This is a genomic window from Ensifer sp. 2TAB8 (assembly GCF_052115125.1).
Lineage (GTDB): Bacteria > Pseudomonadota > Alphaproteobacteria > Rhizobiales > Rhizobiaceae > Ensifer.
Genome location: NZ_JBFRGB010000003.1, coordinates 36,035 through 49,993, shown reverse-complemented (window position 1 = coordinate 49,993; position 13,959 = coordinate 36,035). Strand labels below are relative to the sequence as shown.

Genomic DNA, 13,959 nt, shown 5'->3' with positions numbered 1-13,959 from the left:
GACAGGAAACCGAAAGCCTTTGACTCCTAGGAGATGAGCCCGAGCCGGAAGGCAATCGCTACGACGTGATGGCGGTTCTTGCCCTTCAGCTTCTCTTGGATGCCGTTCATGTACCAGTCGACCGTGTGGCTCGAAATATCGAGCACCTTGCCGATGTCGTTGGACGTCATGCCGTCGGCCAGATAGTTGAGCGCCTCCATTTCGCGCCGCGTCATCTGCACCTCGACGCGCGAGCCGAGCTCGGCCGAAACCTCGGGATCGGTCAGGTCCAGGAGCTTCCAGAACAACCGCTTGGCGATGGCGTCAAAGAGGCTGATCTCGACCGGGCTGAGATCGACGACGCGGCCGCCGACCGTAAGGTTGCCGAGCAGGCCGCGCCGGCCGTGAACCGGGAAGATGTAGCCGTCGTAGAGACCGTGATTGCGGGCCTCGATCATCATGCTTTCCATGCGCTTGCGATGCGGATCGGAGCGGAAGGCAAAGAGTGTGTCGCGCCAGCGGAAGCCGCGCTGCGCATGGCCGAGGTAGCGGATGGTCGGGTCGATCACCACGAACTTCTTGCGGATGTAGATCTGCGGCCAGCCTTCCGGCCAGCGACCGGCGAGAAGCAGCCTGAGCGGATTGTCATGCGGCTTGGGCTGGCGAACGACGCCGTAGAAATCGAAGCCGCAGCGATCAAGCAGGCGCTCGAACTCCGGGATGATTTCCTCGCGGGTCTTCATCTCCTCCAGAAGCGCGAGAAACTGTACGAGCAGCGTAATGTTCATGGATCACCTTCCAGGTAGATGCATATGGTCGCATTTCCGAATCCGGACATAAAGGCACCGTTCAGCGACCATTCATGTTGCACCCGCGATAATCCGTCATACCACGCCCGGTCTTATGCGAAATATGCAAGAAATCGGAGTTGGCACGACAGATAGCAGACTATGGAGTTTCTCGCCAAGCTCACTCTCGAGCGAAACGGGAAAACGAGAGTGGCTGTCCATGCGTCCGGCTACGGCTTCCCTGTGCCGCCAAAGACCGTCTCAGCGCGGCTGCGTAGCCTGAAGAGCGGAGCTTATTGCCCGCCAAAACAGGTTTCGAGGTCGCGGGTGCATCCGCCGCAGAAGGTCTGTGGCGCGTCAAATCCGATACCCGGAAGGGGTGAGACAGTGTCATTGTTCCAGGTGTATGCAAGAGCGCTCCAGTATCTTGCGGTTCACAAGTTCCGTGTCTCGGCGATCGTTCTTGCCAACGTCGTTCTGGCAGCCATCACGATTGCCGAACCGATCCTGTTCGGTCGCATCATCGACGCCATTTCGTCGAAGGGCGAAGTCACGCCGATGCTGCTCATGTGGGCCGGCCTCGGCGTCTTCAACACCGTCGCTTTCGTGCTTGTCGCCCGCGAGGCGGACAGGCTGGCGCATGGCCGCCGCGCAACGCTCCTGACGGAAGCCTTCGGCCGTATCGTTTCCATGCCGCTCGCCTGGCATAGCCAGCGCGGCACGTCGAACGCGCTGCACACGCTGCTGCGCGCCTGCGAAACTCTCTTCGGCCTCTGGCTCGAATTCATGCGTCAGCACCTGGCGACGGCCGTCGCCCTCATGCTGCTCGTGCCAACCGCCTTCGCCATGGATGTGCGCCTGTCGCTCGTTCTCGTCGTGCTCGGCGCGCTCTATGTGCTGATCAGCAAGGTGGTGATGAGCCGCACCAAGGAAGGGCAGGCTTCGGTCGAGAACCACTACCACACGGTTTTCTCGCACGTTTCCGACGCCATCAGCAACGTTTCGGTGGTGCACAGCTACAACCGCATCGAGGCTGAAACCCGCGAGCTGAAGAAGTTCACCGAACGCCTGATCTCCGCCCAGTTCCCGGTACTCGACTGGTGGGCGCTGGCAAGCGGGCTGAACCGCGTCGCCTCCACCATTTCGATGATGGCGATCCTCGTCATCGGCACCGTACTGGTACAGCGCGGCGAACTCGGCGTCGGCGAAGTCATCGCCTTCATCGGTTTTGCCAACCTGTTGATCGGCCGCCTCGACCAGATGAAGGCCTTCGTGACGCAGATCTTCGAAGCCCGTGCCAAGCTTGAGGACTTCTTCCAGCTCGAGGATGCCGTCCGCGAGCGGGATGAGCCGGCAGGTGCGACCGAACTGCCGACCGTTGCCGGCGAAGTCGAGTTCCGCAATGTCTCCTTCGACTTTGCCAACACGAACCAGGGCGTGCACAACGTCTCGTTCACGGCAAAGGCCGGCCAGACGATCGCCATCGTCGGCCCGACGGGTGCCGGCAAGACGACGCTCGTCAACCTGCTGCAGCGCGTCCACGACCCGCGTGACGGCCAGATCCTGATCGACGGCAACGATATCGCGAAGGTGACGCGCAAGTCGCTGCGCCGCTCGATCGCCACCGTCTTCCAGGATGCGGGCCTGATGAACCGCTCGATCTCGGACAACATCCGCCTCGGCCGTGACGATGCGACGATCGAGGAAGTCATGGCCGCCGCGGAAGCTGCCGCCGCCTGCGACTTCATCGAGGGCCGCACGACCGGTTACGACACTGTGGTCGGGGAACGCGGCAACCGCCTGTCGGGCGGCGAACGCCAGCGTGTGGCCATCGCCCGCGCCATCCTCAAGAACGCACCGATCCTGGTGCTCGACGAGGCGACCAGCGCGCTCGACGTCGAAACCGAGGCCCGCGTGAAGGATGCGATCGACGCGCTGCGCAAGAACCGCACGACCTTCATCATCGCCCACCGCCTGTCGACGGTGCGCGAGGCCGACCTGGTGATCTTCATGGATCAGGGCCGGGTCGTCGAAATGGGCGGCTTCAACGAACTCAGCCAGAGCAACGGCCGCTTCGCAGCCCTGCTCCGTGCCAGCGGCATCCTGACGGACGAGGACGTCCGCGCGAGCCACACGGCAGCTTAAGACGCTCGCGTCAAGCCAAGCGAACGAGCTTCAGACCACCCGCAGCCAACTGCGGGTGGTTTTTGTTTTCGGCATTCCGACAACGTCCCATCAGGTGGGCTTGTCATTCTGAGGATTGCTGATAGACGGGAATTCCGGCTTCAATTCCAAAGGAATCATCATGCCGGATATCTCCACTCTCGCAGTTTTCGCCGCGGCAAGCCTCGTGCTGACCGCCACGCCCGGCCCCGACATGCTGCTCATCGCTTCTCGCAGCGTGAGCCAGGGGCGTGCAGCCGGGTTCCTGACCTATGCAGGTATCGCAGCGGGCACCTATTGCCACGCGCTGGCCGCAGCACTCGGCCTTTCCCAGCTTTTCGTAACCGTGCCTGTTGCCTATGAGATCGTGCGCTGGGCGGGCTGCGCCTATTTGCTCTATCTCGCCTACAAGACCATCCGGTCGGATGCGTCGAGCGCATCACCGCTTTCGACGCTCAAGCGGCTTTCCAACAGGCGGATCTTCGGGGAGGGGTTGATGACCAACCTGCTCAATCCGAAGATGGCGCTCTTCGTATTGGCGCTGTTCCCACAGTTCGTGGACCCGAAGAGTGTGTCGATGGCCGCGCAGATGCTTCTGCTGGCGACCGTGTTGAACGGGATCGGCCTCCTGGTGAACGGCTCGGTGATCCTGGTCGGCAGTCATCTGCGCGCGCGGCTTTCTGGCTTCCGGCGTTTCCCGAAGCTGCCGCAATACCTTCTCGCCACCGTATTCACGGCGCTTGCCTGCCGGCTTGCCCTTGGCGCCAGGAACTAGAGGACCGGCAAGGGCGGCGTATTCTTACGCCGCCCGCAGTGGCTTTGCCGTAGCGATGCCGCGCAGCCATTCGAGATAATAGGCGTAGGCGAAATGCAGTCCTATGCCGGCGAGCACGAAGAGGCTGCCGAAGATCGGATTTCGCCCGGTGACGAACAGCAATACCTGGCCGGACATCGCCAGGATCGTGCCGAATATGAAGATCGGCAGGGAGTGACGCCCGACGACGGAGAGCGGATGATCGCTGTCGAGTTTGGCGAGGTTGCTGAGCCGGGGCGTCACTGAAATGATATAGGCGAGCGCCAGCACGTGCAGCAGCCGGGGCCCCGACAGGAAGGTCTTGTCGAAGCCGGTCAGGACCGCTGGAAGACCGAAGGAGAGGTCGATGCTCCAGAGGGAGAAGAGCACCCAGACGGCGGAAACCGCGAGATAGGCGCCCGACAGGACGATCAGCCAGGGCCATCGTGGCAGCTGTCCGCCATTGCGAACATAGGTCATCAGGACGATGCCGATGACGAACAGAAACTGCCAGGACCAGGGATTGAGGAACCAATAGCCCTCGTCGAGGAAGTTCGACGGCACGAATTTGAAGATGCCTGCGGTCAGCCACAGCGCGGCCGAGAGCAAGAGCAGCAATTTCTTGCTGACGCCGTTCAGCCAGAGAATGCCCGGCAACATCAGGAACAGCGCCGCATACATCGACAGGATGTTGTTATAGCCGAGCTGATGCCCGAGCAGCACCATGGCGACGATGCCCTGTTCCGTTCGTTCCACCATCGGACGAATGTTGATCTCGCTGATCAGATCCTGCCGGCCGAAATAGATCGCACCGGCCGCAAAGATCGCCAGCGTCACGATGCTGGTCATGATGTGGGCGATATAGAGCGCCAGCGCCCGGCGCCAGATCTTCAGCGTCATCGCCAGCCGTCCGCCGGCAGCGAACTTGCCGCCATAGGCAATCCCGACCGAGAGGCCGGAAATCAGCACGAAGGCTTCTGCGGAATCGGAGAAGCCGAAGTTCTTGTGCGTCAGATATTCGAGATATTGTCCCGGAACGTGGTTGACGAAGATCGTCAACAGACACAGCGCCCTGAACACGTCCAGGCGTGTGTCACGCTCCTTGGGAACCATTCGAGCGGACGTCGGGTTGACACCACCCTGAAAAGTCTTTTGCAGCATGCGGTCCGTTTTCCAGGATTTGGCGCCCCTGCCCCATCCCTGTTGAAACGGGCATCGACAACCCGCACAGTCTTTCAAACGCGGGATAGCCGGCACCATGAACTGAAGTGGGATGAGGAATATGTTGCGGCTCTCCGCCCGCATCCCGCTCCGGTGATTTAGAGCACCCCGCCTTCAAGTGAAGTCACTGGAAGCGGATAAGATGCTCTGGCTTCAAAGTGTTAGAGCAGCTGGTGCGCAGATCTGAGCACACGGCACTCCGAGACACGACGCTCAGCCGTCGAGGTCGTGCCGCCGGCGTCTCCGCAAAGAAAAACCGGCTTTGCCCTTGCGGGAACAAAGCCGGTTTCATCCTGTCTTCAATGCCGGCCGTTACAGCAAAATGCCTTCATGCGCGTTTTTTGTGACACTATTGTTTATGCTGACGATCGGCTCGCCACTTTTCTGGTCGCGCTTCACCGAAATCTTGTGCCGCGCGCCGTTGAGGGTCACTTCGGCAGAATAGCCATCCCAGGCCGCCGGCAGGACCGGCCGGATGACCAGCTTGTCGCCCTGTCTGCGGATTCCGAGAATGCCTTCGACGCCGACGCGGTAGAGCCAGCCAGCCGAACCGGTGTACCAGGTCCAGCCACCGCGTCCCGACAGATCGCCTTCGCCGTAGATATCGGCGGCGACGACATAGGGCTCGACGCGGTAGTGCTCCGCCGCCTCGCGGCTTTCGGCATGCGAGACGGGGTTCAGCATCTGGAAAACGCGCCAGGCCTCTTCTGCCCTGCCCTGTTCGGCAAAGGCCAGCGCCACCCAGGTGGCCGCATGGGTATATTGCCCGCCATTCTCGCGCACGCCCGGCGGATAGGCCTTGATGTAGCCCGGATCCTGCGACGTCCGTTCGAGCGGCGGCGTGAACAGCCGCACGATGTGCTGGTCCGGATCGACCAGTTCGGCCATCACTGCGTCCATAGCCTTCAACGAGCGCTGCTCGTCGCCTTCACCTGACAAGACGCTCCAGGACTGGCCGATCGAATCGATCCGGCACTCCAGCGCCTCGCTCGTGCCGAGCGGCGTGCCGTCGTCGTAGTAGCCACGGCGGTAGTAGTCGCCGTCCCAGCCTGCGGTGTCGAGCGCCTTCTTCAGGGCTTCGAGATGAGCCTCCCAGCGGGTGACGCGGGACTGGTCCTTACGCTCGCGAGCGTAGGGCAGGAAGCCTCGCAGGGTGCCCGCAAGGAACCAGCCAAGCCAGGTGCTGGTGCCCTTGCCGGCAGCACCGACACGGTTCATGCCATCGTTCCAGTCACCGCCGAGGATCAGCGGCAGGCCGTTCTCGCCGGTCCGCTTGATCGCGAGATCGAGCGCGCGAGTGCAATGCTCGTAGACGTCGGCGACCTCCTCGGAGATTTCCGGCTTGTAGAAGGCATCGTGCTGGCCCTCTTCGAGCGCCGGACCGCTGATGAAAGCGATCTGCTCACCCAGGATGTCGGAGGTCCCGGTCACCGAGCAGTAATGCGTTACGGCATGGGCGAGCCAGACGACGTCGTCGGAGATCATCGTGCGCACGCCGGCGCCGGTTCCCGGCAGCCACCAATGCTGTACGTCACCCTCGACGAACTGGCGGGCCGCGGCGTTCAGGATCTGCGCTCGGGCAAGCTCCGGCCGGTGGATCAGGAAGGCCAGCGTGTCCTGCAGCTGGTCACGGAAGCCGAAGGCACCACTTGCCTGATAGAAGGCGGAGCGCGCCATGATACGGCAACCGAGGCTCTGGTAGGGCAGCCAGTTGTTGATCATGGCGTCGAAGGCCGGATCCGGCGTTTCCACCTTCACGATATTGGTGAAATCGCGCCAGAACGTCTTTGCGGACTGAAGGACCGTGTCGAATGCGGTCTCGCGCAGTTCGCCGATCACGGCACGAAGCTGATCTTCATTGTCGGCATCACCGAGAATGAAGACGATCTGCTGCTCGGCACCGGGTTCGATGGTCAGATCGGACGCGATGACGGCGCAGGGATCACCGTCGACCTCGACGGAGCCCGAGAGTTCGGTGCCCGATAGCACCGCCTGCGGCACGAGGATGCCGCCAAGTGAGCCCAGGAATTCCCGCCGGCTCGCAGTGTAGCCGGCAGCCTGTCCACCATCGACCGTGAAGAACGCCGAGCGGCCGGCATAGTCGATGCTGTAGGGGTTGGTCGCAACCAGCGCCGTTGTCTCCTCATCCCACTTCGAGAGGATGAAAGGCGCCGAGCGGGCGCGGTTGTTGCCGAGCACCCACTCGTTGTAGCCGTAGAGCCTCAGCCGCCGCGCCGTCGCCGCACGGTTGCGGATCGAGACGCGGATAAGCTTTGCCGGCAGGCTCCGGTGCACCGTATGGGTCGCCTCGATCTCGAGATCGTCCTGGGTGCTGCGGAAGCTCGAATAGCCGAGCCCGTGCGCCGTTTCGAACACGACCGAGCGGCGACGCGAGAGCGACGCATAGGGCGTCGACACAGAACCGCTCTCCATGTCGCGGATGAAGATCGCCTCGCCCGGACGGTTGATGACCGTGTCGTTGGTCCACGGCGTCAGCTGGTAATCACGCGAGTTGCGGCTCCAGGAGAACGCAGCACCTTCCGCCGAAACGTGGAAGCCGAACTGCTCGTTGGAGATGACGTTGATCCAGGGCTGCGGCGTCGCTTCGCCGCCACGCAGGCGCACGACATATTCGCGGCCGCCTTCGGCAAAGCCGCCGAAGCCGTTCCAGAATGACAGGCCATCACCCTTGATTTCCGCCGGGGCAACGTCCGCCTTCTCCTGCGGCGCCGCCAGCAGCGGCCCGACAAACTCACCGCTCTTCTCGGCCCCCTTCACCGGTGCCGGCGAATAGAGCGAGTTGGCGCGGGCGATCTGGTCGGAGATCGTGCCGTTGCGGGCATGGAAGACGGCGCGCGAGGCCGACAGCAGGGTCGACCACGTTTCCGCCTCCATCAGGTCACGCCGCACCGAGAAGATGTGCTGACGCGGACCATCCGAAAGGCCGCGAAGCCTCAGGTTCTCGCACATGGAATCGAGCGCATGCTGCATGTCCTGCGCATAGGACGAGGCCCGTTCGTTGATGATCACGAGATCGGCGGTGATGCCACGGGCGCGCAGGTATTCCTGGGCGCGCAGCGCTTCGCGGGCAATGCCGAGATCACCGTCGTCGTTGATGCGCAGGCAGAAGATCGGGTAGTCGCCCGAGATCGCCAGCGGCCAGAGCTTCGACTGGGAGTCGAGGCCGGCCTGCACCGTCGCCGTATCGGCACGCAGGTGCATGTCCGGATAGACGAGGTAACGGCCAAGCATCTGGAAGCTCGCAGCCTCCTGCGACGTGACGCCGACGTGGCGCATCTGCACCTGGCTGCGGGTCCAGGCGTGGATGAGCTCCTGGTTGAAGGTCTCCGGATGGCGATAGCGGTCGATCGCCCGATCGACCTCCTCGCGGCTCGGCGCGGCGATCGTCCAGAAGACGACACTAACCTTCTTGCCGGCGGGCACGCGCACGACGCGGCGCAGCGACATGATCGGATCGAGCGTGAACCCATCGGTTCCCGAAAGCACCGCATCCGTGTCGAAGGCGGCCGCTTCGGCAAGCGTCCGGCCCGGGCCGATGAAGCGGCGACGATCCGTCTCCGCCTCCGTGTGGCGGTCGCTGCCGGCATTGTCGGTAACGAGATGCGCCACTTCCATGTCCGGATCGCTGGAACTGCGCTTGTTGCGGCTGACGCGGATGACGTCGCCGCGGCGGCTGATTTCCGTGCGCACGAACATCTTCGAGAAGGCCGGGTGGGCGCTGTCGGCCTCATCGGTCGAAAGCACAGGCTCGGCATAGGAGGTCACTTCGATGAAGCGATCCTGCGTGCCGGTATTGAGCAGGATGACACGACGGCCTTCGGCATCGTGTTCGGTGGCGACGATGCACTCGACCTCGCTGGTGAGATCGCCGACGGTCTTGACGAATTCCGCCTTGTCGTCGCCGAAGCGGGTCAGCATCTTTTCACCCGCGGCGCGCCGCGGCTCCGCGGTCGCCGACCACCAGTCGCCGGTCGTCGTGTCGCGCAGGAAGATGAAGGTACCGCTGCGGTCCTCCACCGGATCCGGCTTCCAGCGGGTGACGGACTGGCCGTTCCAGCGGGCGTAACCGGCGCCGTTGGCCGTCAGCATCACCGAGTAGTGGCCGTTGGAGAGAAACACGGTCTCGCGGTCCTGCGAAAGCGGGTTCTCGATGATGCGGACCTCAGGGCGCAGCAGGTCGTCCTGGCCCTTGCCGACCGATTCCGGCTCGCGCTTGGCATTCATGATCGGAATGTCGCGCGGCGCCTTTTCCTGCAGCAGCAGTTCGGCAGCTTCGATCACCGGATCGGCGTGGAACCACTCGCGCAGGCGGCCGTTGAAGACGACGTTGGCGACAGCCGCAATCGACATGCCATGGTGGTGCGCATAGTAGTTGCGCACGACCGCGCACTTCTGGCCCTCAGGCACGCGCGTCGGCGTGAAGTCGACGGCATCGTGGTAGCCATACGCGCCGAGCGCGCCGACCTCGCGAAGGCGCGCCAGGTTGGCGAGCGCCGACTTCGGGTCGTACATGCAGGCGAGGATCGAGGCGTAGGGCGCAATGACCGCGTTCTGGCCGAGACCGCGCTTGAGCCCGAGCGTCGGCACACCGAAGTTGGTGTACTGGTAGGTGAGTTCGTGGTCGCGCGCATTGAAGGCGGCTTCGGAAATGCCCCACGGCGTGCCCAGGCGGCGGCCGTGGTTGATCTGCTCCTTCACCACCAGGTTGTTGGTCTGGTTGAGGATACCGCCCTGCCGCTCCTGCATGACCAGCGGCGGCATCAGATATTCGAACATCGAGCCCGACCAGGAGATCAGCGCACCGCGTGCACCGATCGGCACGATCGGACGGCCGAGCTTGTACCAATGTTCCGTCGGCAGATCGCCCTTGGCGATGGCAAACAAGCTGGTGAGACGCGCTTCCGAGGCCAGAAGGTCGTAGCAGGCCTCGTCGAGCTCGTTGGCGTTGACCCGGAAGCCGATCGACAGCAGGCGCCGTTCCGGCCGGAACAGGAAGCCGAAATCCATCGAGAAGGCGATGTCGCGCGCACGGTCCTTCAGCACCAGCAGACGCTGGCGCAGGGATTCGATGGCGCCGAGATCGAAGACACCATCGGCGATATGGGCTTCACAGGTGCTGACGAGCGTGTTCGCCCACTTCGTCACCTCATTGCTTTGCGGCGTGCGCACCTCGTGGTCGAGGTTGACGGTGAGCTTGTGCATGTCGCGCGCCAGAACCGCGAGGTTGATCACGCGGATCGACGCGAACTCGCGCTCACGCTTGACCGCGGCAAGCGCGTTCTGGAAGCCGACGATGCGTTCCTCGATCAGACGACGCAGTGGCCGGACCGTCTTGCGGTCGTCGGGCAGGTCACGCAGCACCTCCTGAAGGATCGCCACGACGTCGCCGATGCCGTCCAGACTGCCCTGGACGTGCGCCGACGGCGCCTCGGCCCAGTCACGGCACATCGACGATACGGCGATCAGGTGGCCGGCAAGGTTGCCGCTGTCGACCGACGAGATGTAGCGCGGTTCCATGGTGTCGAGCGTGTTGGTCCGATACCAGTTGAACAGGTGGCCGCGATACTTCGGCAGGCGGTCGACGGTGGCGATCGTCTGCTCCAGGCGGGTAATCGTCTCTTCGAAGCCGATCCAGCCGAAATCTCGCGCCGACATGACCGACAACAGGTAGACGCCGATATTGGTCGGCGAGGTCCGCTCGGCCAGAACCGGCTGCGGCGTTTCCTGGAAGTTGTCCGGCGGCAGGAAGTGCTGCTCGGCGGTCACGAACGTCTCGAAATAGCGCCAGGTGCGGCGGGCGATCAGACGCATCTCGTCGATCGCCTCGTCGGAGACGACGAGCTGGTCCTCGGTTTCGGCCGACTGGCTGACGAACCAGGCGACGGCAGGCGACAGCGCCCAGAGCAGCGCAAAGGGAATGCCGATGAACGGCAGACCGGTGTCGGAAATCGCTGCAAGCGCCAGCGAAATCGCCGAAAGCGCCGGTGCGATCCACATGGCCCGATAGTAATCGCCGATCGAGCCGTGGCCGGCACTCTGCACCTGCGCGGCCGTGCGCCATTCCAGCATCAGCTTGCCGCTCACGAAGGTGCGGTAGAGCGAGCGCACGATCGCGTCGCCCATCATCGCCGCATTATGGGCGATGAAGACGATGCGGAGCGCAACTTGCGCATTGGCGGCGCGGACTTCGGTAAGCACCGCGTGAAGGTGAGCGCGCGCGACAATGTCGTTGCGACGCGGCAGGAGGCCGTTGATCAGCGACAGGGTCGGCGCCACGAACAAGCTGAAGATCAGCACGATCTGCCAGATCAGCGCTTCGGTCGGCTCCATGTAGTACCAGCCCATGACCGAGGCGACGAGCCAGGCAAGCGGAATCAGCGAACGACGCAGATTGTCGTACATCTTCCAGCGCCCGAGCATCGGCAGCCCGTTCGAGAAGTTGAAGATGTAGGGCAGAAGCTGCCAATCGCCCCGCGCCCAGCGATGCTGGCGCGACATCTCGACCTCGTAGCGGGTCGGGAAGTCCTCCACGAGCTCGACGTCGGTCACCAGCGCGCAGCGCACATAGGAACCTTCGAGCAGATCGTGGCTGAGAACGGCGTTTTCCTGGATTCGTCCCTTGAGCGCCGCCTCGAAGGCGTCGACATGGTAGAGGCCCTTGCCGGTGAAGCTGCCTTCGCCGGCGATGTCCTGGTAGACGTCGGACACGGTGAAGACATAGGGGTCGATACCGCGGTTGGACGAGAAGATGCGCTGGAAGGCAGAGGCGTCGCTTCCCGTCGTCAGCGACGGCGTTACCCGCGGCTGCAGCAGGCTGTAACCGGCGATCACATTCTGCGTCTTGGGATCGACCACCGGGCGGTTGATCGGATGGTACATCTTGCCGACGAGCTTCGTTACCGCATCGCGCATCAGGCGCGTGTCGGAATCGAGCGTCATCACGTACTGCACATTGTCCGGCACCGTGTTGGCACCCTGCAGGAACGAGGTGTCGCGGTCGCCGCGGAGCAGCATGTTCAGCTCGTGCAGCTTGCCGCGCTTGCGCTCCCAGCCCATCCACACGCCTTCCTGTTCGTTGAACAGGCGGCGGCGGTGCAGCAGGTAGAAGCGGGTCTTTCCGTCATAGGCATAGCGCGCCGAAAGCTGGGCGATCTCGCGCTTGGCATAATCGAGCACGTCGGCGTCGGAACTCGATTCCTCGTCCTTGCTGTCGGCCCAGTCGCTGACCAGCGCGAAGTAGATTTCGCCGCGCGGATTGGCGAGATAGTGCACCTCGAGATTGCGCACGAGCTCATCGACATGGTCGCGCTTGGAAATCAGGCACGGCACCGCGACCAGCGTTCGGGCGTCCTCCGGAATCCCGTCGAGGAACTCATAGCCGACCAGACGCGACGGTTTGACGAACAGCGTCACCAGCGTGTTGAACAGACCCATCGCGCCTTCGGAAGCCGGCAACGCGAAGAGGAGCAGCATGATCAGCTTCGCGCCGTTCGGGATGTCCATCGGGCTGACGAAGGAGTAGACGGCGATCATCGCCAGGATCGTCAAAAGAATGTTCGGTCCGGCGATTGCAAACCAGTCGAGCTTGCGCCCGATGCGGATAATGGTCTGCAGCAGCGACGGCCGGTAGCCGATCTTCTTTTCGAGCATCTTGCGCTGCTTGCCGACGAGGAACGATCCGACGTTCGGCTGCTGCAGCGGCGCTTCGGTCTCAGCTGCGGTTTCCGCCTCGCGCACCATCTCGATGGCGATCTGCGTTACCTCGTATTCGCTGTGGCCGGAGCGACGCGCCAGCTTTTCGATCGTATCGCGATACTTGTTGCGCGAGCCGAAATCGAGCGCCGCATAGTCGGAGCCGTCACGAAGAGCAGCGTCGATCTTGCTGACGCTTTCGAACCAGACGGCCCAGTCGGTGTCGTCGATTTCGCGCAGGCTGCGGATGATGTTGCTCATCGTCGCGTTGCCGGACGACAGGCGGTTCTGCTCGGCGACCAGCGCATTTTCGACGTCGCTGCCACGCTTCTCGAGCTGTTCCTCGATCCAGCCGATGACGGCACCCGATGTCTGCGAGCCATCGCGCATGCGGTAGAGCAGTTGCGCGACGAAGGTGTTGTCGGCAGCCAGCGTCTCCGACTCCGCAAGCAGCGCCCGACATTTCTCCGGGTCATTCAGACGGATGATCTGGTCGGCGATATCGTTTGCCTTGCGGCGCATGCCGCGCGAGCGTTCGACGCGGATGGCGATCCGGCGCAGGTTCTCGATCAGCGCAAAGCGCAGGATCGACGGCAGCGCCCAGAGTTCGCCGATCTTGAAGGTCTCGTGCTTCTGGAAGCCCTCGACCATCGCCGTGATGCTTTCGCGCGTCACCGTGCTGTGGGTGTGGGCCACATAGAGCCAGGCCAGCGCCATGGTGCGCGGGATCACCGTGCCCGAAACAGAAAGCGTCGGCAGCTGGCGATAGAATCGGCGCGGGAAGTCGCGCCGGACTTCCTGGATCGCCTCTTCGACCACGTGATGGTTGTCGAGCAACCATTCGGCGGCCGGCGTGATCGTCGCCCCGGCTTCCACGTCTGCAGCCGTCGCCCGGTAGACGCGCAGGATCTCGTTCTCGTTTTCACGATGCCGCGGACGGAACTCGAACGGAAAGAAACCCGGCAGCGAGGAAACCCCCTTCAATGCGAGGTCCTCGCCGCATTGCCGGAGGTCGTCCATCGAGAAGAAGGTGGCGCGGATCGAATCGTTGTAATCGATCTGCTTTGCTTCCGGTTCGCGCGGAGAGGTGGGCGGCGTAGTTTGAAGCTGCATGGGTGCGGGTTCTGAATCCAACCGGGGTTGATCGGCCCGGTCCTCGTGGGGGTTCCGGGTTGGCTGCGGTCCTGAGAACTCAGGCTGAGCCGGCGCATTGCTAGACACGGTCATGTGTCCTCCCATCCACCGTCAATTCCCACATGTGGGGAACTGGCGGTAACAGGCACCGCCCTCGACTGGGCATCG

The 13,959-nt window shown here is 63.2% G+C and carries 5 protein-coding genes; 2 read left to right on the top strand and 3 right to left on the bottom strand.

Annotation, left to right across the window (positions count from 1 at the left end; genetic code table 11):
- Positions 1 to 26 precede the first annotated feature (26 nt).
- The gene (locus tag AB4Z53_RS08230) at positions 27 to 767 is read right to left on the bottom strand and encodes a helix-turn-helix transcriptional regulator (RefSeq protein ID WP_113535398.1); all 741 of its coding nucleotides are present in this window, start codon (positions 765 to 767) and stop codon (positions 27 to 29) included.
- A 387-nt stretch (positions 768 to 1,154) separates the two neighbouring features.
- On the opposite strand from AB4Z53_RS08230, the gene AB4Z53_RS08225 reads away from it, so the two are divergent.
- Together AB4Z53_RS08225 and AB4Z53_RS08220 are read left to right on the top strand one after the other, a co-directional pair.
- Positions 1,155 to 2,912, top strand: a complete 1,758-nt coding sequence (locus AB4Z53_RS08225; protein ID WP_291148600.1) for a glucan ABC transporter ATP-binding protein/ permease — start codon at positions 1,155 to 1,157, stop codon at positions 2,910 to 2,912.
- 160 nt (positions 2,913 to 3,072) lie between these two features.
- Positions 3,073 to 3,705 carry a LysE family translocator gene (locus tag AB4Z53_RS08220; protein ID WP_441595530.1) on the top strand — a complete coding sequence of 211 codons (633 nt, stop codon included), beginning with the start codon at positions 3,073 to 3,075 and terminating at the stop codon, positions 3,703 to 3,705.
- Positions 3,706 to 3,729: 24 nt separating this feature from the next.
- Here the strand turns inward: AB4Z53_RS08220 and AB4Z53_RS08215 are convergent, their stop codons facing one another.
- Together AB4Z53_RS08215 and ndvB are read right to left on the bottom strand one after the other, a co-directional pair.
- Entirely contained in the window at positions 3,730 to 4,884 is a 1,155-nt protein-coding gene (locus AB4Z53_RS08215) for an OpgC family protein (RefSeq protein WP_441595529.1), read from the bottom strand.
- A gap of 372 nt (positions 4,885 to 5,256) precedes the next feature.
- Entirely contained in the window at positions 5,257 to 13,884 is an 8,628-nt protein-coding gene (gene ndvB / locus AB4Z53_RS08210; RefSeq protein ID WP_441595528.1) for a cyclic beta-(1,2)-glucan synthase, read from the bottom strand.
- Positions 13,885 to 13,959: the final 75 nt, after the last annotated feature.

Bases quoted from the DNA above. Each gene is read 5' to 3' on its own strand.
- AB4Z53_RS08215 (WP_441595529.1), bottom strand. From the start codon at position 4,884: ATGCTGCAAAAGACTTTTCAGGGTGGTGTCAACCCGACGTCCGCTCGA.
- ndvB (WP_441595528.1), bottom strand. From the start codon at position 13,884: ATGACCGTGTCTAGCAATGCGCCGGCTCAGCCTGAGTTCTCAGGACCG.
- AB4Z53_RS08220 (WP_441595530.1), top strand. From the start codon at position 3,073: ATGCCGGATATCTCCACTCTCGCAGTTTTCGCCGCGGCAAGCCTCGTG.
- AB4Z53_RS08230 (WP_113535398.1), bottom strand. From the start codon at position 767: ATGAACATTACGCTGCTCGTACAGTTTCTCGCGCTTCTGGAGGAGATG.